The organism is Acidiferrimicrobium sp. IK (assembly GCF_025499425.1).
Taxonomy (GTDB): Bacteria; Actinomycetota; Acidimicrobiia; order Acidimicrobiales; family Palsa-688; genus Acidiferrimicrobium.
On the sequence record NZ_JAIMCB010000008.1, the window covers coordinates 165,689 to 187,725 of the forward strand.

The window sequence follows — 22,037 nt, forward strand, 5'->3', positions numbered from 1 at the left end:
GCATCCCAGCAGCAGTGCAGCTATTATGCAGGCATGGCGGTGGCGATCACCATCCGGGACGTGCCCGACGAGGTCAGGGACGAGCTGGCGGCTCGCGCTGCTCGAGCCGGCAAGTCCCTGCAGGAGTACCTCCGAGGCATGCTCATCGACACCGTCGAACGTCCACCGGCCGCCGACGTCATCGCCAGAGCGAGGGCTCGCGTCGGGGTGACCGGGACCCGGGCCGGCGCCGAATCCATCCTCGCCGCCCGGGACGCCGAGCGCCGGTGAGCGGACGGGTCGTCTGCGACGCGTCCGCGCTCGCGGCTTTGTTGATGGACGCCGGGCCTGACGGCACGTGGGTGACCGCTGCGCTCAGCGGCATGGATCTCGCCGCCCCGAGCCTCGTCGGCTCCGAGACGGCCAACGTCGTGCGCCGCCACGAGCTGGCCGGTCTGATCGGCGCCGACCAGGCCGCGCAGGTCCACGCCGACCTGCTCGACCTCACCGTCGAGCATTGGCCCTACGAGCTCGTCGCCGCACGGGCCTGGCAGCTGCGCCACAACCTGTCGGTCTACGACGCCGCCTATGTGGCGTTGGCGGAACTGCTCGAGACATCCCTCGTCACCCTCGACCGCAGGATCGCCGCTGCGCCCGGCCTGCGCTGCCGGGTGTCGACGCCTTGAGCGACCCTCAACCGCCACGCTGATGGCTCATCTCGTCGCGTGCGGCCGCTGGCTGGCGCGGAGGTTCAGGCGCCCGGCGCCCTTTCCCCGACCCCGAGCTGTCAGAAGTAGATGACCGACCGGGCCCGCTCGGTGACCTCGTCGATGTCACCGGTCCACGCTTCGGTCGAGAGGTACTTCCAGCCGCCGTCGCAGACCATCGTGACGATGGTCCCCTCGTCGATCTCCGCCGCGCACTTGGCGGCCGCGGCCATGATCGCCCCCGACGAGATGCCGGCGAACACGCCGACCTCGGCCAGGCGGCGGGTCCACTCGATCGACTCGCGGGGCCCCACGATCTTGGAGCGGTCGAGCAGGTCGAAGCCGTCGTTGTCGGTGAACACCGGCGGGATGAACCCCTCGTCGAGGTTCTTCAAGCCGTCGACCATCTCCCCCGCCGGCGGCTGCACCGCCCACACCTGCACTTCGGGGTTGCGCTCCTTCAGGTACCGGCCGACGCCCATCAGCGTGCCGGCGGTGCCGAGCCCGGCCACGAAGTGGGTGATCTCCGGGCAGTCCCGCCAGATCTCCGGGCCGGTGCCCTCGTAGTGGGCGCGGGGGTTGGACGGGTTGGCGTACTGGTAGGGGAACCACCAGTCGCGATGCTCCGCGGCCAGTTGCTGGGCCCGGCGCATCGCGCCGTTGGACCCCTCGGAGCCGGGCGAGGCGATGATCTCCGCGCCCCACACCCCGAGCAGCTGGCGCCGCTCCACCGACACGTTGTCGGGCAGCACCACCTTGAGCGGGTAGCCCTTGACCTTGGCGATCATCGCCAGAGCGATGCCGGTGTTGCCCGAGGAGGACTCGAGGATCTGCTGGCCCGGCTTCAAGCTGCCGTCCTTCTCCGCCTCCTCGACCATCGCCTTGGCGGCCCGGTCCTTCACCGACCCGCCCGGGTTGGCGCCCTCCAGCTTGGCCAGGATCGTCACCCGCGGGTTGGGGCTGAGTTCGCTGATGTCGAGCATCGGCGTGTCGCCGATGAGCTCGAGGATGCTCGTGTAGCGGGACATGTCAGCCCCCGGCCACGGCCGGCATCAACGTGAGGGTGTCGGTCTCGGCGACCTTGGCGTCGAGCTTGCCCAGATAGCGGATGTCGTCGTCGTTGAGGAACACGTTGAGGTGGCGGTGGAGGTCGCCTTCGGGGGTCAGCAGCTGGTCCTTGAGGCCGGGGTGCTTGGCGACGAGGTCGTCGAACACCTCGCCGACCGTCGCTCCTTCGGCTTGGACCGTGGCCTCACCACCCGCGGACGGACGGAGGATGGCGGGCAGGCGAACGGCGACAGACACGGTGGAGCTCCCTGGGAGTGCGGGCGGTGACCGGAGACGAATTGTCGACCGGTCGTGTCGTCATTGTAGGGCGATCGGCCGTTCTACGACCGCCCCGTCGCGGATCCTGTAGGCCCGCACCACCGGTTCGACGTCGCGCAGCGACACGAGCACGTACCACCAGTCCGGGTCGGGCGCCTGGCCGATGTCGGTCGGGGACGGGTACGCGTCGGTGTGGGTGTGGGAGTGCCACACCCCGAGCACGCTCAGCCCGGCGTCCTCCGCGGCCCGGTCGGCGCGCAGCATGGCGCGCGGCTCGACGGTGTAGACCCGCGACGACGCCGCCACGTTGGGCGCCGGGTAGCACGCCGTCGCCAGGGCCGACTCGCCGTCGGGGTGGCCTCCGAGGAGCCCGCACGCCTCGAGGGGATAGCCGGCCAGGCAGGCGGCGACCATCTCCGCGTGCACGCTGGCGGCGAGGGTCAAGGTGGGGAAAGGGGACGCCGCGGTGGTCGGCACGGCGGTGACGGTACCTTGGGTGGACTGTGTCGTCGAAGTCCGGTGGTCAGAAGAAGGTCAAGGCAGGCGGGCCGCGCCCGGTCGCCCAGAACCGCCGCGCCCGTCACGAGTACGACATCCTCGACACCTACGAGGCGGGCATCGTCCTGGTCGGCTCCGAGGTCAAGTCGCTGCGGGAGGGCAACGTGGCCCTCCGCGACAGCTACGCCCGGGTGCAAAACGGCGAGGTGTGGGTGCACGGGGTGCACGTCGCGCCGTACTCCTACGCCAACGGTTTCGGTGCGGTCGACTCAGACCGCAGCCGCAAGCTGCTTTTGCACCGCCGTCAGATCGACGAGCTCACGGTCCGCACCGGCCAGGAGCAGCTGACCCTGATCCCGCTGTCGATCTACTTCAAAGACGGCCGGGCCAAGGTCGACCTGGCCCTGGCCCGGGGGCGGCGGTCCTACGACAAGCGCCACGCCATCGCGGAGCGCGACGCCGCGCTCGAGGCCCGCCGGGCGGCCGCCATCAGCCGGCGGGGGCTGGAGCCGGAGTGACCGGCGAAGTGGTCGTCGGGGGGACAAACCGGGCGCCGAAAGCGCCCGGGGGTAAAAGTTCGTTGAGAACCGGCGGCCGGCTCTTGCATTCACCCCCCGGCGGGGTACAAGGGATCTCATGAGGGACAGCCTCCGGCTCGGCCGCATCGGCGGCGTGGGCATCGGGATCCACTGGAGCCTGATCGCCATCGTCGTGCTCGTCGGCGCCGGGCTGGCCCGCAACCGGCTTCCTTTCGACGCCCCCGGCTACAGCGCCGCGACCTACGACCTGGTCGGGGCGGCCACCGCCGTCGGCCTGATCGGCGCGGTGCTGCTCCACGAGTTCGGCCACGCGATCGTCGCCCGCCGGGCGGGGATGCGCGTCGACGGGATCACGCTGTCGTGGATGGGCGGGATCACGAGGATCGACGGTGACACCCGCAGCCCGGCGTGGGAGGCGGCCATCGCCGGTATCGGCCCGGCGGTCAGCTTGGCCGTCGGCGGCCTCTTCGCCATCGCCCGGATCGTGGTGGAGCAGGGCGGCACGAGCCGCCTGGCGGTGTCGGCCCTCGGGTGGCTGGCGGTCATCAACGTGTCCCTCGCGGTGTTCAATCTGATCCCCGCGTCCCCCCTCGACGGTGGCAGGGTCCTGCACGCCGGGTTGTGGAAGCTGACCCACGACCAGTGGCGGGCGACGCGGATCACCAGCCGAATCGGGATCGGGTTCGGTGCGCTGGTCGTGGCGTTCTCCTTCCTGCTGCTGCTCCGAGGCCAGGGCGGGTTCCAGGCGCTGGTCCTGGCGTTCCTCGGCTACTGGCTGATGGCCGCCGCCCGCAGCGAGGAGCAGGCCGGCACGGTCCGGCGGGTCCTCGACGGGGCCACCGTCAGCGACATCATGCGACCGGTCGGGGGCGCCCCGGGGTGGATCACCGTCCAGGCGTTCGTCGACGCCTACGACTCTCCCCGTCCGGGCTGGGTGTGGCTGCTCGAGGGATGGGGCGGCGGCTACCAGGCGGTGGTGTCCGGAGACCGGGTCCGCAGCGTCCCGCTCCACGAGTGGGGGGTGCGCCGCCCGATCGACCTGGCCGTACCGGTGAACGCCGTCGCCGGCGCCTCACCGGGAGACGACGCCCTCGCCACTCTCAGCCGGACCGGGGGCAGCCAGATCATCCTGGTAGTCGACGGCGGTCACACGATCGGGGCGGTCCTGCCCTCCGACGTGGAAGCGATGCTCAGCTCCGGACGCCGGACGGTGCCCGGTCGGGCCGCAGCCGGCGCCCGGGCCCACTAGGCCTGACGGCGGCCGGTCGGCGCCGCCCGCCGCTGGGTGGCGGCACGGGAGTACCATGGCGATGCTGCACATTGACATGGGGGTGAAGGGCTTCGACTTCGGTCGTCAACTCGGGTGAAGCGAGCCGTGGTCTCCGGATCCACGTTAAAGAGTCGGAACCAACAACAAACGCCGAGCCTCAGCTCAGCATCGCTGCCTAACTAGCAGCGCGTCCGCCCGGTCTCAGCCCTATGGGCCGGATACGGATGTCATCAAGTAGGGCTCACCTGGTGGTCGCGTCGGCAGGCCATCGGGGACATCTAGCCGACTGAGGTCTCCCGCCGGTGCCGGTGGCGAGCGGGAGACCCGAGAATCAGATCACCGGCTGCGCTCGGAGAAGCCCCGATGCGAAGCTGAAGGACGCGGGTTCGATTCCCGCCACCTCCACTGTGGGGTCCTCGCAGAAATGCGGGGACGCCTACGCACAATGAAGCACGAGGCCCGCCCCGCCAGGGCGGGCCTCCTCGCGCTCGGCCGGCGCCATGAGCGAGCGCTGCCTACGACGAGGTCCGAACACTGTGTTCCTATGGAGCCGACGTCGTCTCAGCACTGGCCAAGGGGCCGCTGGGTCGGCGAGGACCCGCGCACTTGGCGGCTCCAGGTCGCAGAGCGCGCCCACGTGTCTCGCGACATTGTCATGCGCCTCGGGTACGCCAGGACGCCAGCGCTGAACACCTCCTGCGGGTCTGCCGGGCCCTGGGTGTGCTCGACATGCTCACCGGCGCCTCGACCCGCGCTCCGAGACAGGATCTCAGGGGCCGAGCAGCCCGAGAGGGATGACCGCGACGCCGTCCTTGCGACGGTAGGCGTCCCCGCCGGTGATGACCACGACCCGCTCGACCAGGTCGGTACCGATCTGGGTTTCCATCCAGTTGAGGTGACGGACGTCGGAACCCCCAACCGATGCCGAGAGCTTCACCTCGAGTGCCACGACGGCCCCGTCACGCTCCACGATGCAGTCCACCTCGTGGCGGCCCGACTCGGTCCGCAGATGGTAGGTGGCGGCATCGGCGGCCTGAGCGAATGTCCGCACCGACAAGGTCACCAGCGACTCGAAGAGCGCACCGAGCAGCGCCCCGTCGACGATCAGCGGGCTCGTCACGCCGGAGAGCAGGTCTGCGCCGCTCAACCGCAGAAGGCGGACAGCGAGGGCTGGGTCGGCCATGTGATGCTTGGGGGCGGAGGTCAGACGGGTCAGGTGGTTATGGGTCGGCAGCCACGCCTCGAGCGGGTCGAGGATCCGCAGAGCCGTGAGCAGCTCGGTGTAGGCGCTCGTCGTGGTCTTCGCCGGCTTGTTGACCGTCCGGCTCGTGGCGGCGTCCCGGATCTTCTCCCATGATGCGGTCGTGGCGCTCGCTGCGGCGTAGGCCCGCATCCATGCCATGACCGTCGCCGGCCGGCGCACGCCGTAGCCGGCCTCGGGCAGGTCGTGGTCGACGATGCGGTCCAGGTAGCTGCCGAGCTGCACCTGAGCGGCCTTGCCGCTCAGGTCCCGCATGCCGGGGAACCCGCCGGCGACGATCTCTTCGACGTAGTCGGTGAGGGTGTAGCGGCAGGCCACGCTGATCTTGGGGCGCTCCCCGGCGAGGAGTGAGCGCAACGAGATCTCCCCGCCGTGCGGGGCACGCTCCAAGAGGCAGAGGGGGCGCATCCGCAGAGCGGCGATCCGACCCGCCCCCGAATGGGTGCCCTGCAGCGGTGCAGAGCCCGTCAGGAGGAACTGGCCAGCTCCGGCGCCCTCGTCGACCAAGCGGCGCACCGCATCCCACACCCCGGGGACCCGCTGCCACTCATCGATGAGCACCGGCGGCGCATCGCCGCCGACGACGAACGGGTCCGCATCGAGGACCTCTCGGGCTGGCGCAGAGTCCAGGCGGCGGACAGTCGCCGCCCGCTCGAGGGCGGTGGCGGTCTTGCCGACTCCCTTGGGGCCATCGAGAAGCACAGCGGGCAGCTGGGTGAGGAGCACGTCGAGCTCGTCGTCAATGACCCGGCGGACGTAGGGCCCGTTGAACACCGCAGCGCTCTTCACCGCCACCACGCTCCTGCGTGGCCGGCTGCCTGCAGGCGTTCCGAAGCCATGTCACTTCGGGCCCGTGACGCCACGGAGAGTTGCTGCGGGCTCTACCGGGCGGCCGAGATCGACCAGACCTGGATGACCAAGCTCACCAACAATGACGACATCGCCGCCAAGCATCACGGTGCCCCGGGCTCACCCCCGGCGCGCTGGCGTGCCCGGCCGAAGAGACGCTGGCCAGGTACGCCGAGCGCGAGCCTGGACAAGTGGCGGAGGAGGTAGGCGTCGCCGCGGCGCTCGTGGCGCAGAGCTTCGGCGGCATCGATGAGGCGGCGTGGCACCGAGAGTGCATGTACAGCTTTCCGGCGCCCTCGAAGCGGGACATCGTCTGGCTGGCGGCTCACACGCTCCACGAAGGTGAGCATCACCTTCGAGACTTCGACCGGGTCATGGAACAGGTGGCCGCGCTGTCCCCGGCGCCGTAGGGGGATCCGCTGCGGCACACGGCCAGGGCCCTGGGTCACCCTGCGATGACGACCTCGACTCCGACCTTTTCATAGGTGTCCCGGGCCCGGGCGTCGCGGGTGGCGAGGGCAACCTTGTGCTCGACCGCGGCCAGCGCCACCAGCGCGTCGTAGACCGCTCCACCCGCGATCTCCATCCGGCTCAGTACCTGGGGTAGGCGACGCGCCGTCTGCGGACCGAGCAGAAGCGGTGGGGGGAACCGGTCCTCTAGGAGCCGCGCAGCGTGTGGCGGCGCCATTCGGATGTCACCGGGCAGCCGCGTCAGCACCGAGTACGTCTCGGCCAACGCATGACCGCTCAGGGCGACCTCTCGACCAGCCCACCAGCGGACCACGGCCGCGTGGGCAGCATGGGTCTGTACCAGTAGCGGCACGGCGACGCTGGTATCGACTGCCAGAGAGATGCTCACCGCCGCCCAGCATCGAGGAGAGCGAAGACGATCTCGTCATCGATCTTGGTATCGCCGGTGACGACCGGGACACCTCCCTCCAGGACCACCTGCGCGGTACGACCTGCCGGGATCAGTTGGAGTCCCGCCCCGTAGCGTGAGATCTCGACCTCGGACCCCGGCTGGAGGCCGAGGGCGTCACGCAACGGCTTGGGCACCACGACACGTCCGACCGAGTCGACTACAGCCTTCATGGGAATAGGTTACCAGTGATTTCCCAGTAAGCCGTAAGCGGATCTACAACTGGACTTGGGCAACCGCCGTGGCTGCTGAGACGCTGGTGTTCCGGTGAGGACGCATAGGCGGTGCCGTGGAAGCTGCGATGCTGGCTCTGTGCGCGAGCCCAGCGACGTGCTCGACTCCGTACGCCGCGTCCGCCGGCGGCTGGCCGAGGCTGGTCCGAGCAGCGAGCGAGAGCCCGGCGACTTCCCCCGCGTCGCCCTCCCCGAAGGCGATGCCGATGTGTTCCGGGATCTGCTCATTGCCGAGCGAGCCCGTGTGGTCATCGAGGTGGGCTTGGCCTATGGCAGCTCGGCGCTGGCCATCGGTGAGGCACTCCTCTCCCAGGCCGAGCCGTGGCCCACACAGGTGATCATCGATGCCTACCAGGACCACTTCGGGGATGCCGGTTGTCGGGCGGTCGCCGAGGCTGGCCTGACCGGGGTTGCGAGGCTCTTCCGACAGCGCTCGCTGCCGGTATGGCCGCGCCGGTGACCGAGGGTTCGTGGCCGACGCTGCCTGCGTGGACGGCAGCCACGTCTTCCACAACGTCTTCGTCGATCTCTACTTTCTCGGAGAGCTGGTGCGGCCCTCAGGGCTGGTGATCCTGGACGACTGCCAGTGGCCGTCGGTCGCGACAGCGGTGCGCTACTTCGAGCTCAACGTCGGTTGGCGACCGGTCACGATAGTTGCGTCCACCCGCCTGAGCGCCTACCGCTTGCCCGAACCCCGCGTGGACTCCCCCTGTGAGGACTTCCAGCCGTTCGGCTAACCCCCGATCCCGGCGTCGGCACCGCAGAAGTGAAGGTCGATGGGGGATCCGCTTTCGGGCACGCAGGCCGATGGTCTCAGCTGGCCCGAAGGTACTGGCCGATGGCCCGGCGGATGACCTCGGAGACGCTGATGCGCTCCTCCGCCGCCCGTAACAGCAGGTCGCGCTTCAACTCTGGATCGAGCCTGACCGACTCGACGGAGGATGCCGCAGAGCCCATCGCTGGCCGCCCGCCACGCCGGCGACGAAGGATCTCATCGACGTCGTAACCTCGCTCGGCCTCGTCGGCCATGGGCTCGACCATATCGGCTGTGATGGGGGTGCCATCGGCCTTGGTCCCGTGCGTCTCGGGCATGATCATCCCCTTCCCTCCAAGAGGCTCCGGTACTTCGCTTGCATCGGCATGGAGTGGATCACCGCAGGGCGCGCAGAGAGACGACCAGGGACACCATGTAAATGGAGTTGCACCAATTCCACTTACATGGAGGATCCCAAGGTGAGCGCGCCGACCTCCGCCGGGTGACTTACCGGGTAGAAGTCCGTAGTTCTGGCCGGCGAACGGTCGGGTCAGGCTGAGGTTGAAGTCGGTGCGCACCCCTGACACCGTCGCCATCGCTCCCGTCACGGATGGAGGCCCCGCAGGAACATTGTGAGCAGGCGCCGGCAGGTAGCGCCCCAACGGGGGTCGGTGGGGCGGGGTTGGGCGAGCATGGCGCCGAAGACGACGATGTCTCGGGGTGCGAGGTCTGGACGCAGCGTTGCGTCGTCGACGCCGCGCTTGATGATCCGGCCCACGACCGCGTGGACTTCGGCGCGGACGGCCTTGGTCGCCGGCGAGGTGGGAGCCGGGCCGCCGTGCAGGGGCAGCACCAGTTCGTTGCGTTGGCTGATGGCGGCGTCGATGAACAGCCGCAGGGATTCAGTCGGGGTGGAGCCGTGGCGCTCCGCCGCGCGGGCGTTGGCGAGCACCTGCTCGAACGACTTGTGGGTCAGGTGACTCAGCAGGTCCTCGCGGCTCGGAAAGTGCCGGTACAGGGTGCCGACCCCGACGCCGGCGTCGGCCGCGATCGTGGCCATGGGGACGTTCAGCCCTTCTCGATGGACCGCCGCCGTCGCGGCCCGGGTGAGTTCCTGTTGGTTGCGCGCCGCGTCGCTGCGCAGCTCACGCGAGGGAGCGGGAGGGGTGGTTGCGGGGGCCATCTGGTTATTGAACCCTTCGCCTTCCCGGGTGGACGGAACGATGATAACATGAAGCGGACGAAATCCTCCGTTTATCGACTGGCGGTGCGATGTGAGAGCGCTGGCGGTAGGGGCAACTGGGCAGTTCGCCGGACTGGTCGTTCCTGCCCTCGCAGCCAAGGGGGTGCAGGTGCGGGCGCTGGTGCACGACCCAGCCAAGGCCGAGCGGGCCCGCGAGTTGGGCGCGGAGGAGATCGTCGCTGGTGACCTGCGCGACCGCTGCTGCATCGACGTGGCACTGGACGGGGTCGACGGGGTTTTCCACATCACGCCTGCCTTCGCCCCCGACTCCGCCGAACTCGGGGTCGGCATGGTCGAAGCCGCAACGGCGGCCGGCGTGGGGCGGTTCGTGTTTTCCGGCGTCTACCACCCGTCGCTGTCGCTGGTCAACCACTCGAGCATGCGCCCGATCGAGGAAGCGCTGTACCGGTCCGGTCTGGCCTTCACGATCTTGCAGCCGGCGATGTTCCTGCAGGGACTAGCGGGCAGCTGGGCCGACGCGACAGCGCGCGGCGTGTTCGCGATGCCGTACTCAAAGAACTCGGCGATGACCTTCGTGGACTACCGCGACGTCGCCGAGGTTGCGGCCCTCGCTTTCGTCACCGACGAGCTGGTCGGCGGCACCTTCGAACTCGCCACCGGAGGCATGATCACCCGCGCCGAGATCGCCGCGCTGATGAGCCGCCACGCCCGACGCGAAGTCGTCGCGGTGGACGTCGACCCGGGCTTGGCGCTGGCCGGCATGCCGCCCGGCGCGATGCGCGACGGACTGACCGCGATGTTCGCCGACTACACCGCGCATGGCTTTCACGGCGGCAACAACCTCGTCCTGCGCACGATCCTCGGGCGCGCGCCCCGAACCCTCGACGACTACCTGCGCGAACTCGCCACATCCCCCGTCAGCCAGGAGACGCGATGACCGACCAACCGACCACACCCGCACCGATCCCGCCGGACGATCTGGCCCGCCGGCTCACCGTGGCCCGGCCCGATTCCGACCAGAGCCTGCCGCACCTGGGCCTGGTCGGCGACACCTACACGATCCTGGTAGGCGGCGGCGACACAGACGGCCGCTACACGCTCATCGACATGCATGTCCCACCCGGCGGCGGACCACCGCCGCACCGCCACGACTTCGAGGAGATGTTCACCGTCCTGGACGGCGAGGTCGAAGCAACCTTCCGCGGCCAGACACTGATACTGCGGGCCGGCGAGACGATCAACGTACCGGCCAACGCCCCGCACGCCTTTCGCAATATCGGTGACCAACCCTCGCGCCTGCTGTGTCTGTGTGCGCCGGCTGGCCAGGACGAGTTCTTCACCCTGGTCGGCCAGCCCGTGGCGACCCGCACCACCCCACCGTCACCCCTTGACCCAGCCGGACAGGCCGCCTTCGTCGCCAAGGCCCAGTCGCTGGCCCCGCGGTACAGCACACAGCTACTGCCCCCGCCCGGCACAGGCCGATGAGTTTCACCGTCGACCCCGAGGTGGCGGCCACAATCCAGGCGATAGCAGAAGCGAACGGACCGCTGCCCCCACCGCCACCGGTCGGCGATGTCGAAGCCCGCCGCGGTGCTCTCAATGCCATGCTCGAATGGGCCAACAACGAAGCCCAGCCCATCGCGACCGAGGTCGATATCGTCGATCATGAGATAACCGCGGCCGACGGAACCGCGTTGTTCGGCCGCTGGTACCGGGCGCGCTCCAGCGACAGCCGGGCCGCGGTCCTTTATCTGCACGGCGGCGGAATGATCCTCGGCTCGGTACCGATCTTCGACGGGCCGGTCTCCCGCTACGTCGCCCACACCGGCGTGCCGATGCTGTCGATCGACTACCGCCTCGCGCCTGAGCACCCCTACCCGACCCCGGTCGAGGACGCCTACGCCAGCCTGGTGTGGCTGGCTGGCCACGCGACCGAGCTCGGCGTCGACCCGGATCGCATTGCCGTCATGGGCGACAGCGCCGGCGGCGGCCTCGCCGCGGCCGTCGCCATCCTCAGTCGCGACCGCGGCGGCCCACCGCTGGCCCGGCAGATCCTGCTCTATCCGATGCTCGACGACCGCAACACGGCACCCGACCCGGAGATTGTGCCGTTCGCCGGGTGGAGCTACGAGGACAACATCACCGCCTGGAATGCCCTCCTCGGACCAGGGCACGAGGACCGCGCGGTCGACCCGTCGGCCGCCCCGGCCCGACTCATCGACGCCCGTGACCTTCCGCCGGCCTACATCGAGGTCGGGCAGCTCGACATCTTCCGCGACGAGGACGTCGCCTACGCCCTCACCCTCAGCCGCGCCGGGGTAGACGTCGAACTCCACCTGCACCCCGGCGTGCCCCACGAATACGACGCCATCGCCCCCCACGCCGACGTCTCCCGCCGCGCCCAAGCCGACCGCCACCGCGTCCTGAAAAGCGTTTGACCGACCAGGAATCGCAGCCGGCACGGCATGGCTCTCAAGGCCGGACGATCGGCGCTGCGGGCCGACTCGCCCCGGTCGACGTATTCGCCGGTGAGCCGCGTCCCGGGGATAGCCGAGCTGCTCCACCTGCAGGACATCAACGCGCTCTGGAGCCCCGAAGACGGGGCTTGGATGGCCGACGTCCCAGACCTTCGCTACTGCTCGACCCCCGGTGATACCCCAAATCAAGAGTTCCGATAGGGCGCGGCTTCCCTGGAGTGACTACGCGGCGAGCGGGATGGCGCCCACCGACACGCTCCTTCGATCATCCCGGCGGCGAGCGCCGTCGGGTAGTCGAGGTGGGGCGCCTTGTTCTTCAAGTATCTGGCTGCCTCATCGGCCTTGGTGCGCTTGGAGGTGGCGAGGCCCTCGTCCGGCGCCCGGCGGCGGATGCCTGATCCTCCGTCCTCACGAGAGGGAACGACCCAGTACAAGGGGGGCTCCGCCCGCTCGAGTTGGAGGTAGGGAGAACACGCCAGCCCCGCCCGGCCAGCCGCCAGGTTGCTGCCGGTGGCGTTACCGACGGTCGAAGCCAGCACGGGTGCTATCACGCTATCATTCGCCTATGGCTCAGCTCTTGGTCCGTCAGCTCGACGAGGACGTGAAGAACGCGCTCCAACGTAGGGCTCGAGCCCATGGGCGCTCCACCGAAGAAGAGGTGCGAGAGATCCTCCGGGACGCAGTGCGGGTCGGACCGGCCAGACCGGTTCGGCTTGGGTCGACGATCGCGTCCCGGTTCCGCCGCGAGGGAATTGAACACGACTTCATGGAGTTGCGCGGACACCCGTCCCGGGGCGCGGACCTCTCGGAGCCGTGATCCTGCTCGACACCAACGTGCTCTCTGCGCTCATGCGATCCGAGCCGGAGCCCATCGTGGTCGACTGGCTGGACGCTCAGCCGTCGGAATCGATCTGGACAACCTCGGTCACCGTGTCCGAGATCCGAACGGGCTTGGAGCTCCTTACGGCGTCGCGTCGACGTCGGCATCTCGAAGCTGCCTTCGAGCAGGTCCTCAGCGAGGATCTCGACCAACGAGTCCTCGCCTTCGATGTCGCCGCCGCAGATGCTGCCGGGGCACTTGTTGCTCGAAGGCAGCGGGCTGGCAAGGCGGTCGAGATACGCGACGCTCAGATAGCGGGGATCGCACTTGCACGTAAAGCGCCCGTCGCCACCCGCAACGTCCGTCACTTCACGGATCTCGGCGTGCGCCTCATCGACCCTTGGGCTTTTACGAGCGGACCGAAGCGGTGACACTCAAGGCTCCTGGTTCGACGGTCCTCAGGGCGTGGCTCGGCTGCTTCCGCAGTTCCGTCCGGTTCGAACAGCGACAACGCAGGATCACGAAATTTGTGCTCGGCGTCAGCGCTGGTCGGGACCGCGAATCGCGGCGGATGCCGCGGATTCGCTCCTGCTCTCGGGCATAGACGAGCGCACGGTCCTGCCAGGTACCGACGGCTACGTGAAGCGCCTCATACCGCGTGTCGTCGAGCGGGAACGTCGCCCTCGGCAGCCGGTCGAATCCTGTTCAGCATCTCGGCGAACACCTTCGCGTCGAAGCCGCGACGGTAGTCCACGGTCCCGGCTTCCCTGTTGAGAGCTACCGCAGCGCGAAGTCCCGACAGTCCTTGCTGGCCTGCCAACCTGACCTTCCAGTGGAGCGGACTCGGTCGGCGAAGGCAGGCGCCGCTGGGGAGCCGGGTCGGGTCAGCCAGCACGGCCGCTACAGCCCCCACGGGGGCCTCAATGCCATCGGTCTCGCTACGAGAGGGCAGACCGGTCATGGATCAGCTGTCCCACCGGCAACGGGACCGCCATCGGGCCGATTCGCTGACCGAGCCGCCGCCTGGCGGTCCGGAGCCTCAGCCGAGTGCTTCGCAGGCGGCGGAGATCTGGCGCTCGGCTTCATCGACGCTGCGTCTCACCCGCGCCACGTCGACGACCTTGCTTCCCGCCGAAGACATGGCTACCTGACGGACGAAGGAGGAACGGGTCATCCCGGCGCCCCGGGCGGCTGCGGAGAGTGTCAGAGCGGAAAGCGTTGGCGGATCCAGTCAGCTAGCACTGGATCGACGATTCGCAGCGAGCCGTTGTGCAATATCAGCTCGCCGGCGTCGCGCAGCGAGTCTCTCGAGCTTGTCGCCGGGCTCTTCCCCAGGCCGAGGAGCTCAGCCTCGTGACCATGCACGCTGCCCGAGACCGCCACGGAGCGCAGCACCCGGCGTTCGCTCAGGTTGTGGCCGGAGAAGAGTCGTTCCATGCCGTCTGAGCTCTCCCGTCGCACCTGCGCCAGGCCAGCCGGCCATGCGTCGTCGCCGGAGCCTCCCGGTTGTGTGTGCGACCAGCAGGCGTCGGCGAGCTGCATCGTCCGCTGCGGGTGGCCAGCAGCGAAGTCGACGAGCAGGCCGGCCAGGCGGCCGCTGTGGCGTCCCGTGGTGGCAAAACCTCGGTCCACGATCTCCTCTACGGCAGCTGCCGACAGCGGCGCTATGTCGACCAGGTCCGCCTGGCCGTAGAACGGTTGGGGACGGGAAGTGAACAGAGTCCGCATCATCGACGGGTGGGAGCCGGCGAAGATGAGGCCCAGGTCCCGGTAGTGGTGCTGGAAAGCGGTGCGCATGGCGCCGGCAACGCCCTCGACGCGCGCCACGGAGGAGAATTCGTCGACGACCAGCAGGGTCGCCGAGGACGCGGCGGTCTTCACGATCACGTCCAACAGACCGTGCAGGACCAGCGCCGGGTCGGGCCGGCTGCGAGCAGGCCCGGACAAGGCGACTCGCAGCGCCCCGAGGTTGAGCGACACCTGGACCGCATAGCGGCGGGTGAGGCTACCCAACCGTCCGGTGGTGGCTGCGAGGGCTTCGTCGAAGCGGACGGCGACATCGGCCATGGAGGTGACCTCGTAGAGGTCGACGAAGATGGTGTGTACCTCGGTGAGCTCGGCGGCAACCCGGTGCAGAACGCTGGTCTTTCCGTACCTTCTGGGTCCGAGTAGCGCGGTGACCTTGTGCGCCGCGATCCGCCGGACCAGGTCAGCGACAAGGTCGTCCCGGCCGCGCACCTCGCCCGGCTCCAGCGGCCCCTGATAAGGGAACGGCGACTCCTCCACCCCTAGAAGATACCATGCACTGGGACCATCACAGTACCATTTTATGGTACCCGCTTGGGTGGTGGTCGGCACCGGGCCGGGTTCTCACCGTTCGCAGTCAGGCACCGCCGGAGCGGCCGGGCGGTCCCGGCGCGCCGTTCGAGGTGAGGTCAGGGCCGCCGGACGGTTCTGCGCATACACACCCGGATCTGTGGGTTCAAGCCGCGGGCCGCTTCGTCGCTTCGAAGCGCTCGCAACGCCGGTGACAGCTCCTCGTCGGCGAGCACCCGAAAGCCGAGGTGCTCATAAAGCGGCCGGTTCCAGGCGACGTCGGCGAAGGCAGTCAGCGTCATCCACTCGAGCCGCTCGGCCGCGGCCCACCGTTCCACCTCGTCGATCAAGGCCCGTCCGAGACCGTGCCCCTGGCGACTGGGTGCGACGCTCACCTGTTCGATGTGGGCGCATCGATCGACCAGCTCCACCACCACGTAGCCCACGACCTGGGCGTCGTGGTCTTCCGCGACCCACGAGCGGCCCCCTCTCGCGTAGGCCGCCAACTTCTCGGCGCTCATCGGCTCGTCGGCGGCGACCTCCGCCATGCCGACCTCCACGAAGCGAGCACCCGCAGCGCGCTCCACCGCCCGCTGGGCTTCCGCGTCGCCCGGCCGCGCAGGACGGATCACTCGGCAATCCTCCCACCTTCCCGCCTGCTCCCGCTCCCCCACTCGCAGAGAGACTTCGGCCGGGGGCGCTCGAGGCCGGGAAGCGCCGCGGCGCGTCGCGGCTTCGCTTCGACAACAAGCCGGCCGCAGGCCGGTGCGTTAGCCAACGGGCCCCCGGCCCGTTGTGCCTTTCCGTAGGGCGCACAGCCACGATGCGGCCTCCGGCCGCCTCGCTACCGCCCTCGACTCGCTTCGCTCGCTCGGTTGGTGCCCGAAGGCAGCTGCCCGGCCTTCCCTGTGTCGCGGGCGTGTCGCCCGGCGCGGAGCGACGCCGGGCGTTGCGTTGAACGAGCCGGCACCATGGGTCCATGGGCGACGACGACAGAACCGCAGAGTGGAGGGCCGAGCTCGAGCGCGACTTCGGCCTGTACAGCACCGGCGACGTGGCCCGGCGGGCCGGGTCGAGAGGCCATTCGCCGGCGACGGCGGTGAAGCGGTGGGCCGCAGCAGGGAAGATATTCGCCGTCGCCTCCGCCGCCGGGGTCGACGTGTATCCCGGCTTCTGCTTCGACGTTAACGGCCGTCCCCACCCCGCCATCGCGGCGGTGGTCAAAGCGTCCGCCGGCCGGCTTACCGGCTGGTCCCTGGCCGGCTGGTTCGTCACTCCCAACTCCCGTCTCGGAGGCGCCCGGCCGGTTGATCACCTCGAGCAGGTCGACGCCCTCGCCGCGGCGGCCGCCGCGGCACGAGCCGATCCGGCCGACTAGCAACGAATGGGGATCGACCACCTCCGCGAGCCCTTCGGTGAGGCTTGGTCATCCGAGCCGTCAGCAGGTGACCACTATGAGCGACAGGGCTTCGAATTCTACGGCCAGATCGTGCCCCTGCTGGTCGGTGAGGTTCCCGTGACGGCTGGTGGGATGTCGCGCCTTGAGCACCGACCCATTAGTGAGCTGCGGGAGGCCTCGGGCTCGATGTCGGGCCTCGTGTTCGACAACCCGGCCGGCGGCCAGCCGGCGACAGCAGCCGAGTACCTGTCCGGCAACGTCCGCCAGCGGCTGGACCAGGCCGGCCGTGCAGTCGAGCAAGACCCCCGCTGGCAGGGCAGCCCGGGTAGGGCCTCGCGGTCCTTCGGTCGCCCGGCTCGCTCCTAGGCGTTGATGATGTCGTCCACACCGGCGGTGCGGATCACGAACCCATCGCCTTGGAACACGGCCGCCCGTTCGGTCAACTCTTCATTAGGGCACCAGGCGACCGTCGAGGGCTTCCAGGCCGGCGAGCACATCGAAGGGGCCGGCATCGGTCAACCAGGTCGACATGCCAGCCGCCTCGAGCGCAGCCGCGTCGAGCTGCACGGGCAAGAGGCGCGCTTCGACGTCGGTCATCCCTCCGACACGCAGCCGAGCGTTCAGCTCCCGCAGGGCGGCGGCGAGACGATCCAGGTTGTCCCGTCCCCGGCGCACCACACAGTCGGCGTCGTCGGAGGGCCGCTCAGCCCCATAGGCGGTAGCGGCTGCACCTCCGGCCAGGAGGTAGTCGACACCGTGGCGATCGAGGACCTCGATCAGACGCCGGAGGTCGTGAGGTGGACCGTCAGGCGTCGACGCCCGCGGCGGCGGCTTCCTCGGCACGCTTGGCGTCGACCTCGACCAGCCACTCCATCACGGCATCTCGCGAGTCGAGCCGCCGCCCGTCCCACAAGGTCGTCACGTCATCGGGAGTCGGGGGCGCGGCATGGCGCATGTCAGCGGTCAATGTCGGCGGCCAGCAGAAACTGTCCGTAGACGGCCAGGAAGCCGACGGTCTCCGCGACCACGATCAGTGGTGGTCGGGAAGGCTCCGGAGACGCCTAACGCCGGATCTCGCGCTCGGTTCCGGCAAGTTCGCGAGGTCACGGCGAGCGCAAGATGGAACGTTGTCCGCGGTCAGCAAGTCGGTGATCGCCAGTCACGACCAGGCGGCACCCAGCCGGCGGGCGCGGTAGCCGTGCTGCGCTTAGGGCCGCGTGTCGGTGTTGATGCTAGTGACCCGACGGTGCCGTTTTCGTCTGCGGCCGCACCGACCGGGCGACGCTGGGGAGCGGCCTCTCAGGGGTGGGTTAGTGCAGCTCGGGCAGGACTGCCAGGTGGAACTCCCGCTCGCCTTGGCGGAGAAGCTCGTCGGGTATGTCATAGCTGGCCGAAATGAACAGCTTTGTGTCACCGGCTCCACCGAAGACGGCGATGCTGCGTTCCTGGAAGGCCGGGTCGTGGCGAGCTGTGTAGTGGACGCCGTCGAAGCCGGCCGCGTACAGCCGGGCCGCCACCTGCTGGGAGGTCCAGTAGTCGGTCCCGGCGCTGAGGTCCCCGGTGATGCCGTAGGAGCCAAGCACGCCCCGGTCGGTGGTGTCCGCCAAGCGGACCGGCCGGGTGAGAGCCAGCTCTGTCAAGCAACGCTCGGCGATGTCGGAGACGGTGATGGTGCCGAGCCGGCCGAAGGTCTCGATGTAGGCGCCGATCGGAGACGGCGACATGTAGCAGGTGCCGGTGCCATCCACAGCTGTGAGATCAAAACGGCCGCTCCCCTCGGAGCAGAAGTGGACCGGGTCGTTTTGGTTGCGGTGAACCCGGTACAGCACCCTTTCGGGATGCAGGACCAACTCGGGGAAGGCTGACCACTCGACTGCAGAGGCGGTCACTTGGCCAGGGCGCCGGCTGCTCTTTCAGCGGCGAGGACAGCCGGATGGACAGGGCGTTCCCGCTCCAACCATTCCGCTGGGGTGGTGCCGTCCAGCTCCGGCTGGGTGGTGCGGGCCCAGGCGGCAATCTGGACAGCTTTCACCTCCGGGTAGACCCGCCGAAACACTCCGACGACCTCGGCGACCTCGGCGCGCATCTCGAGGCGGCCGGGCTGCCTCCGAAACTGCCAGACCGGGAACCGGCGGGTCTTGCCGGCGGGCAGGGCGACGAGCCGCCCGGCGATGACCGCCTTGGCCACCGCCTGGCGGGACACGCCCAGCTCCTGGCATACCTGGCCGGTTTCGAGGGCCGGCCCGAGCCGTTCTTCCCACACGAACGACGCCAGGGCCGCGTGCACCGCCTGGCGGGCCCGTTCGGCCAGCTGGTCGGGGTCGATCCGATCCAGTAGTCCGGTGCTCTGTAAGTCCTCGACGGCCTCGTAAAGCCCGACTTTGAGGCCCTCCTCGAGAAGAGAGTAGGAGTCGGCCATGCATTCACTCTACCCCCACCGTCAACCACCGTCAACCAGAAAGGGATCCGAGCGGGAGTCGGTGCTGTCGTCCGGCAACAGCCGTGACGTGTCGCCGCAGATTGATCCTTCCGTATCGGCTCCTAGCGCCTGCAGGGTTTCTAGACGGATGGGGCCCCAGAGGCGCTGATATAGCCATTGGACGTGTTGGCGCAGCCGGTGGTTGCCATCCACAGATCGATGGTCTGGCCGTTTGGGTAGTCGAGCGCCACGACGGTGGCAGACCCGCCACCGCTGGGGCAGTTGACGACCTGGTCGTCGAGGTGGCCTAGCTGGAGTCGTCCGACACTCGTCGCGAACGCGTTGGCCGCCGCAGAATCCATCACGGATCTCTGCTCGAGAGCGAAGGGGGTCCCATTGAGACCGTAGTACTGACATGCCAGCCCGCTCGTCGGCGATCCAGGAGGAAGCAGTGACGAATCCAGCGGCGGCAGCGGGTTGGTTACGCCCACGAACCCCCGGTCGCTCGGGGAGCACCCGGACGCCAGGGTGATGCGCATACGAGGACCCCGCTGGTTGTCGGGGATGGGAACGGGGTCGATCCATAGCGCAATCCCGTCGGCCCTCACGACGGAGGTGTCAGAGCCTGTCGGAGCAACTCCGATTTCAACCGATGCGCCCGTCCATGCCGCGCTCGAGGGGGCGTCGTAGCTGACACCGCTGGTCATTGTTGTGCCGTGCGACGACGACGAGCCGGAGCCGGACGGCGGAAGCCCTCCGGGATGATGTCCAGCAAACCAGGTGAGGGTGACGCTCATAGACGTTGGAACCTTCCAGAAAGCGGTGTCGTCGATCAGGGACGACGTCGCAGGAGTTCCCATGGCCGGTCCCGACAGCGATGACGGACCAGCAGTCAACCTGATCGAACCGGCTGGCATCACCACTGAGGCCAGCAGCCGCCTGGCTTCAACCTGGGCCTTCGCCTTGTTGCTGCTCCCCGTCGTGGTGCTGCTCTGGCTCGGAGCCGTGGTTACCGTGGTCTGTCCCTTCACCACGTCCCGGTTCTGCCCGCAGCTCGCGGCGACTACCGCCATGAAGATCACGGCCACTACGACAAGAGCCTTCCGCATGACCGTATGACGTCTCACGGTCGCCCCCAGTTCCGCGTGACCCATTCCATCGGCGTGGACAGCACTCCGATGCCAACTGGTTCGGAGCCCGCTCCGATCGATGGGTCGGGGCGCAGGCGCCATGGCGACGGTCGTCACCCTGAGTGACGGCTTGGCCGTCCTTGGGCAGTCCCTGTTGGCCGCCAATGGGCAGATCCTGTTGGCCGCCCACACCCGAGCGGACCCGGCGGCCCCGGCAGTATCCGGCGAAGTAAAAGCCTGAGATCCTGGCCTAGTACGAGCGGCTGGGAGCGGCCGGCAACGGTGCCCTGTTGCGCCGGAGGGCCTGAACCGTCGTTAATCTACGAGCGGCGCAAGCAACGCGACCGCGGAGCCGTGTCCGAGCTGGCCCGGCCGTCCGGGCGGCAGGCGGTCGACCCGAAAGCCATGGAGATCGCCCGGTTGAAGCGCCGGGCGGCGCGGGCCGAGGCGGAGTTGGACAAGGCCCGGCGGGTGATCCAGATCCAGGGAAAACTCTCCGCGCTGTGGGAGCAGCTCGCCGCCGACAGCGCCTCGACGGAGACGAGGGGCGAGACCAGGTGATCGACGCGGCCATCGAGGAACTCGTGCCGCTGATCGGTGTCCGCACGGCCTGTGAGGGCGCTCGGCGAGGCCCAGGCCCGCTGGTATCGCCGGCGCCGCCAGAGCCCGCCTGCGGCACGGCCACCGGCATCCCAGCCTCGGGCGCTTTCGGCCGAGGAGCGAGATCGGGTGCGGGCGGTGCTCAACTCGCCCGAGCATGTGGACGAGGCCCCGACCACCGTCTACGCGAAGCTGCTTGACGACGGCATCTATCTGGCGTCGGTGCCGACCATGTACAGGATCCTGCGTTCCCACGGCGAGGTCCGGGAACGCCGCCGTCACGCCACCCATCCGGCGCACAGAAGCCGTTCTACGACACCCACCGGGCCGCCGGTGACACCGATCCGAGCAGAAACCTCCCGAAGCCGCTTGACATTTCGAGCCGTGAGAGTCTGGCCGCAGCGGTTGGGCGCGTGTTGGCATGACGCCGCGCTGGTCGATCCCGCGGAGGCGACCCGCCACGGCACTAGTCGAGTGGTGGCCCCGCCGCCAGGTCGTCGAACTGCTGGGCTCCGACGACGCCCAGCAGCTGCAAACGGTCGGCCGACTCCGAGCCCGGCGTGGCGGTGTACACGAGCAGGATCTGCGAGTCGCTCTCCGCCACCAGCGTCTGGCACTCCAGGTCGATGACGCCGACGTGGGGGTGCACGAAGCGCTTCGGTTCGGTCCCCGGCCGCCACGACACGTCGTGCTCGGCCCAGAGCGCAGCGAACTCCGGCGACGCGTCTCGCAGTCGGTCGACCAGGTCACGGCCCCGTCGGTCGTCGGGGTGCCGGCTGACGGCCGTCCGCAGCCCCGCGGCGTACGACCGCGACAAGCGGTCGTGGTCTTCCGGGGCGTGCAGGGTCCGCTCGGCGGGGTCGGCGAACCACCGGTACCAGCGCGATCGCTGCGGCGTGCCCCACCCGAAGCGGGTCTCGTCGCCGAGGAGGGCCACCGCCAGCGGGTTCTGGGCCAGCACCTCGCCGAGGTCGTTGGTCACCATGGCCGGCGCGTCGAGCCGGTCGAGGACCCGGTGCAAACCTCTGCTCACGTGATCGGAGCGCGACCCGTCGACCGACGGGGCGTGGCCGGCCAGCCGGAAGAGGTGGTCGCGCTCGGCCCGGCTCAGGCGAAGGGCCCGCGCGATGGCCGCCAGCATCGACACCGACGGCTGCGGGCCTCGCCGCTGCTCGAGGCGGGTGTAGTAGTCGGTGGACATCCCCGCGACCATGGCGACCTCCTCGCGGCGCAAGCCCGGCGTCCGGCGCCGAGCCGAGCGGCCCATCCCGAGGTCCTCCGGCTGCAGGGCTTCACGCCGGCGGCGGAGGAAGTCGGCGAGCTGCGCGCGGTCCACG

35 protein-coding genes, 1 other RNA gene and 1 pseudogene are annotated in these 22,037 nt (G+C 69.3%); 19 read left to right on the top strand and 18 right to left on the bottom strand.

All coding sequences use genetic code 11. The features are described from left to right. Positions 1 to 33: 33 nt before the first annotated feature. Together K6U06_RS14680 and K6U06_RS14685 are read left to right on the top strand one after the other, a co-directional pair. Positions 34 to 270, top strand: a complete 237-nt coding sequence (locus K6U06_RS14680) for a FitA-like ribbon-helix-helix domain-containing protein (RefSeq protein ID WP_262322692.1) — start codon at positions 34 to 36, stop codon at positions 268 to 270. Then, positions 267 to 665: a type II toxin-antitoxin system VapC family toxin gene (locus K6U06_RS14685; RefSeq protein WP_262322693.1), complete on the top strand. Its 399-nt coding sequence runs from the start codon at positions 267 to 269 to the stop codon at positions 663 to 665. Before K6U06_RS14680 ends, K6U06_RS14685 begins: the two co-directional genes overlap by 4 nt. Positions 666 to 766: 101 nt before the next feature. Here the strand turns inward: K6U06_RS14685 and K6U06_RS14690 are convergent, their stop codons facing one another. From K6U06_RS14690 to K6U06_RS14700, 3 genes are read right to left on the bottom strand one after another with little or no spacing between them, the layout of a single operon-like run. Next, on the bottom strand, positions 767 to 1,714 hold the full coding sequence (locus K6U06_RS14690) for a PLP-dependent cysteine synthase family protein (protein WP_262322694.1): 948 nt from the start codon (positions 1,712 to 1,714) through the stop codon (positions 767 to 769). 1 nt (position 1,715) lies between these two features. Next, entirely contained in the window at positions 1,716 to 1,991 is a 276-nt protein-coding gene (locus K6U06_RS14695) for a ubiquitin-like small modifier protein 1 (protein ID WP_262322695.1), read from the bottom strand. A gap of 60 nt (positions 1,992 to 2,051) precedes the next feature. Next, complete coding sequence (locus tag K6U06_RS14700; protein WP_262322696.1) at positions 2,052 to 2,489, bottom strand: M67 family metallopeptidase; 438 nt, start codon at positions 2,487 to 2,489, stop codon at positions 2,052 to 2,054. Positions 2,490 to 2,515: 26 nt separating this feature from the next. Between K6U06_RS14700 and smpB the strand changes: the two genes are divergently transcribed. The 3 genes from smpB (at position 2,516) to ssrA (ending at position 4,727) form a co-directional block, all read left to right on the top strand. Further along, complete coding sequence (gene smpB, locus K6U06_RS14705; RefSeq protein WP_262322697.1) at positions 2,516 to 3,028, top strand: SsrA-binding protein SmpB; 513 nt, start codon at positions 2,516 to 2,518, stop codon at positions 3,026 to 3,028. Between the two features lie 118 nt (positions 3,029 to 3,146). Beyond that, positions 3,147 to 4,298: a site-2 protease family protein gene (locus K6U06_RS14710; RefSeq protein WP_262322698.1), complete on the top strand. Its 1,152-nt coding sequence runs from the start codon at positions 3,147 to 3,149 to the stop codon at positions 4,296 to 4,298. 78 nt (positions 4,299 to 4,376) lie between these two features. Beyond that, positions 4,377 to 4,727, top strand: a transfer-messenger RNA (tmRNA) gene (gene ssrA, locus K6U06_RS14715). Positions 4,728 to 5,088: 361 nt separating this feature from the next. Here ssrA and K6U06_RS14720 read toward each other — a convergent pair. Beyond that, positions 5,089 to 6,369 (bottom strand): ATP-binding protein, encoded by a 1,281-nt coding sequence (locus tag K6U06_RS14720; protein WP_262322699.1) that lies wholly within the window; start codon positions 6,367 to 6,369, stop codon positions 5,089 to 5,091. A 251-nt stretch (positions 6,370 to 6,620) separates the two neighbouring features. Here K6U06_RS14720 and K6U06_RS14725 point away from each other — a divergent pair, with 251 nt between their 5' ends. After that, positions 6,621 to 6,839 (top strand): hypothetical protein, encoded by a 219-nt coding sequence (locus K6U06_RS14725; RefSeq protein ID WP_262322700.1) that lies wholly within the window; start codon positions 6,621 to 6,623, stop codon positions 6,837 to 6,839. A 35-nt stretch (positions 6,840 to 6,874) separates the two neighbouring features. Here K6U06_RS14725 and K6U06_RS14730 read toward each other — a convergent pair whose 3' ends face one another. Next, the gene (locus tag K6U06_RS14730) at positions 6,875 to 7,288 is read right to left on the bottom strand and encodes a type II toxin-antitoxin system VapC family toxin (protein ID WP_262322701.1); all 414 of its coding nucleotides are present in this window, start codon (positions 7,286 to 7,288) and stop codon (positions 6,875 to 6,877) included. Continuing rightward, on the bottom strand, positions 7,285 to 7,521 hold the full coding sequence (locus tag K6U06_RS14735; RefSeq protein ID WP_262322702.1) for an AbrB/MazE/SpoVT family DNA-binding domain-containing protein: 237 nt from the start codon (positions 7,519 to 7,521) through the stop codon (positions 7,285 to 7,287). The genes K6U06_RS14730 and K6U06_RS14735 overlap by 4 nt, the downstream gene beginning before the upstream one ends. A 139-nt stretch (positions 7,522 to 7,660) precedes the next feature. On the opposite strand from K6U06_RS14735, the gene K6U06_RS14740 reads away from it, so the two are divergent. Together K6U06_RS14740 and K6U06_RS14745 are read left to right on the top strand one after the other, a co-directional pair. Continuing rightward, positions 7,661 to 8,041, top strand: coding sequence for a hypothetical protein (locus K6U06_RS14740; protein ID WP_262322703.1), 381 nt, complete (start codon positions 7,661 to 7,663; stop codon positions 8,039 to 8,041). A 10-nt stretch (positions 8,042 to 8,051) separates the two neighbouring features. Continuing rightward, complete coding sequence (locus K6U06_RS14745; protein WP_262322704.1) at positions 8,052 to 8,318, top strand: hypothetical protein; 267 nt, start codon at positions 8,052 to 8,054, stop codon at positions 8,316 to 8,318. A gap of 76 nt (positions 8,319 to 8,394) precedes the next feature. Here K6U06_RS14745 and K6U06_RS14750 read toward each other — a convergent pair whose 3' ends face one another. Together K6U06_RS14750 and K6U06_RS14755 are read right to left on the bottom strand one after the other, a co-directional pair. After that, positions 8,395 to 8,673, bottom strand: coding sequence for a ribbon-helix-helix protein, CopG family (locus K6U06_RS14750; protein ID WP_262322705.1), 279 nt, complete (start codon positions 8,671 to 8,673; stop codon positions 8,395 to 8,397). Positions 8,674 to 8,939: 266 nt separating this feature from the next. After that, complete coding sequence (locus tag K6U06_RS14755; protein ID WP_262322706.1) at positions 8,940 to 9,518, bottom strand: TetR/AcrR family transcriptional regulator; 579 nt, start codon at positions 9,516 to 9,518, stop codon at positions 8,940 to 8,942. 91 nt (positions 9,519 to 9,609) lie between these two features. Between K6U06_RS14755 and K6U06_RS14760 the strand changes: the two genes are divergently transcribed. From K6U06_RS14760 to K6U06_RS14775, 4 genes are read left to right on the top strand one after another with little or no spacing between them, the layout of a single operon-like run. Next, on the top strand, positions 9,610 to 10,476 hold the full coding sequence (locus K6U06_RS14760; protein ID WP_262322707.1) for an NmrA family NAD(P)-binding protein: 867 nt from the start codon (positions 9,610 to 9,612) through the stop codon (positions 10,474 to 10,476). Continuing rightward, positions 10,473 to 11,024, top strand: a complete 552-nt coding sequence (locus tag K6U06_RS14765) for a cupin domain-containing protein (protein ID WP_262322708.1) — start codon at positions 10,473 to 10,475, stop codon at positions 11,022 to 11,024. Before K6U06_RS14760 ends, K6U06_RS14765 begins: the two co-directional genes overlap by 4 nt. Further along, positions 11,021 to 11,977: an alpha/beta hydrolase gene (locus K6U06_RS14770; RefSeq protein ID WP_262322709.1), complete on the top strand. Its 957-nt coding sequence runs from the start codon at positions 11,021 to 11,023 to the stop codon at positions 11,975 to 11,977. Before K6U06_RS14765 ends, K6U06_RS14770 begins: the two co-directional genes overlap by 4 nt. 27 nt (positions 11,978 to 12,004) lie before the next feature. Next, entirely contained in the window at positions 12,005 to 12,217 is a 213-nt protein-coding gene (locus tag K6U06_RS14775; RefSeq protein ID WP_262322710.1) for a type II toxin-antitoxin system HicB family antitoxin, read from the top strand. Here the strand turns inward: K6U06_RS14775 and K6U06_RS14780 are convergent. Then, positions 12,202 to 12,555 carry a hypothetical protein gene (locus K6U06_RS14780; RefSeq protein ID WP_262322711.1) on the bottom strand — a complete coding sequence of 118 codons (354 nt, stop codon included), beginning with the start codon at positions 12,553 to 12,555 and terminating at the stop codon, positions 12,202 to 12,204. The two genes, K6U06_RS14775 and K6U06_RS14780, sit on opposite strands and share 16 nt — an antisense overlap. A 26-nt stretch (positions 12,556 to 12,581) precedes the next feature. Here K6U06_RS14780 and K6U06_RS14785 point away from each other — a divergent pair, with 26 nt between their 5' ends. Beyond that, positions 12,582 to 12,833, top strand: a complete 252-nt coding sequence (locus K6U06_RS14785; protein ID WP_262322712.1) for a FitA-like ribbon-helix-helix domain-containing protein — start codon at positions 12,582 to 12,584, stop codon at positions 12,831 to 12,833. Continuing rightward, complete coding sequence (locus tag K6U06_RS14790; RefSeq protein ID WP_262322713.1) at positions 12,830 to 13,267, top strand: type II toxin-antitoxin system VapC family toxin; 438 nt, start codon at positions 12,830 to 12,832, stop codon at positions 13,265 to 13,267. Before K6U06_RS14785 ends, K6U06_RS14790 begins: the two co-directional genes overlap by 4 nt. A gap of 608 nt (positions 13,268 to 13,875) precedes the next feature. Here K6U06_RS14790 and K6U06_RS14795 read toward each other — a convergent pair. The 3 genes from K6U06_RS14795 to K6U06_RS14805 form a co-directional block, all read right to left on the bottom strand. Then, positions 13,876 to 14,010, bottom strand: a complete 135-nt coding sequence (locus K6U06_RS14795; protein ID WP_262322714.1) for a hypothetical protein — start codon at positions 14,008 to 14,010, stop codon at positions 13,876 to 13,878. A 29-nt stretch (positions 14,011 to 14,039) separates the two neighbouring features. Then, positions 14,040 to 15,122, bottom strand: a complete 1,083-nt coding sequence (locus K6U06_RS14800) for a hypothetical protein (protein ID WP_262322715.1) — start codon at positions 15,120 to 15,122, stop codon at positions 14,040 to 14,042. A 149-nt stretch (positions 15,123 to 15,271) separates the two neighbouring features. Beyond that, positions 15,272 to 15,784 carry a GNAT family N-acetyltransferase gene (locus K6U06_RS14805; protein WP_262322716.1) on the bottom strand — a complete coding sequence of 171 codons (513 nt, stop codon included), beginning with the start codon at positions 15,782 to 15,784 and terminating at the stop codon, positions 15,272 to 15,274. A gap of 347 nt (positions 15,785 to 16,131) precedes the next feature. On the opposite strand from K6U06_RS14805, the gene K6U06_RS14810 reads away from it, so the two are divergent. Continuing rightward, positions 16,132 to 16,530, top strand: coding sequence for a hypothetical protein (locus K6U06_RS14810; protein ID WP_262322717.1), 399 nt, complete (start codon positions 16,132 to 16,134; stop codon positions 16,528 to 16,530). A 207-nt stretch (positions 16,531 to 16,737) separates the two neighbouring features. Beyond that, complete coding sequence (locus K6U06_RS14815; protein WP_262322718.1) at positions 16,738 to 16,917, top strand: hypothetical protein; 180 nt, start codon at positions 16,738 to 16,740, stop codon at positions 16,915 to 16,917. 84 nt (positions 16,918 to 17,001) lie between these two features. Here the strand turns inward: K6U06_RS14815 and K6U06_RS14820 are convergent, their stop codons facing one another. The 5 genes from K6U06_RS14820 to K6U06_RS14840 form a co-directional block, all read right to left on the bottom strand. Then, entirely contained in the window at positions 17,002 to 17,394 is a 393-nt protein-coding gene (locus tag K6U06_RS14820) for a hypothetical protein (RefSeq protein WP_262322719.1), read from the bottom strand. After that, positions 17,357 to 17,506: a hypothetical protein gene (locus tag K6U06_RS14825; protein ID WP_262322720.1), complete on the bottom strand. Its 150-nt coding sequence runs from the start codon at positions 17,504 to 17,506 to the stop codon at positions 17,357 to 17,359. The genes K6U06_RS14820 and K6U06_RS14825 overlap by 38 nt, the downstream gene beginning before the upstream one ends. A 355-nt stretch (positions 17,507 to 17,861) precedes the next feature. Next, complete coding sequence (locus K6U06_RS14830; protein ID WP_262322721.1) at positions 17,862 to 18,440, bottom strand: RES family NAD+ phosphorylase; 579 nt, start codon at positions 18,438 to 18,440, stop codon at positions 17,862 to 17,864. Beyond that, complete coding sequence (locus K6U06_RS14835; RefSeq protein ID WP_262322722.1) at positions 18,437 to 18,970, bottom strand: hypothetical protein; 534 nt, start codon at positions 18,968 to 18,970, stop codon at positions 18,437 to 18,439. The genes K6U06_RS14830 and K6U06_RS14835 overlap by 4 nt, the downstream gene beginning before the upstream one ends. Before the next feature lie 140 nt (positions 18,971 to 19,110). Further along, on the bottom strand, positions 19,111 to 19,335 hold the full coding sequence (locus K6U06_RS14840) for a hypothetical protein (protein WP_262322723.1): 225 nt from the start codon (positions 19,333 to 19,335) through the stop codon (positions 19,111 to 19,113). A gap of 421 nt (positions 19,336 to 19,756) precedes the next feature. Here K6U06_RS14840 and K6U06_RS14845 point away from each other — a divergent pair, with 421 nt between their 5' ends. The 3 genes and pseudogenes from K6U06_RS14845 to K6U06_RS24735 form a co-directional block, all read left to right on the top strand. Continuing rightward, positions 19,757 to 20,089, top strand: coding sequence for a hypothetical protein (locus tag K6U06_RS14845; protein WP_262322724.1), 333 nt, complete (start codon positions 19,757 to 19,759; stop codon positions 20,087 to 20,089). Between the two features lie 365 nt (positions 20,090 to 20,454). Further along, a complete protein-coding gene (locus tag K6U06_RS14850) occupies positions 20,455 to 20,661 on the top strand; it encodes a hypothetical protein (RefSeq protein ID WP_262322725.1) in 207 nt (68 codons plus the stop codon). A gap of 201 nt (positions 20,662 to 20,862) precedes the next feature. Then, positions 20,863 to 20,997 (top strand): annotated as a pseudogene (locus K6U06_RS24735) (IS3 family transposase); the annotation flags it as partial. A 169-nt stretch (positions 20,998 to 21,166) separates the two neighbouring features. Here K6U06_RS24735 and K6U06_RS14855 read toward each other — a convergent pair. Then, complete coding sequence (locus tag K6U06_RS14855) at positions 21,167 to 22,036, bottom strand: helix-turn-helix transcriptional regulator (protein ID WP_262322726.1); 870 nt, start codon at positions 22,034 to 22,036, stop codon at positions 21,167 to 21,169. Position 22,037 lies beyond the last annotated feature (1 nt).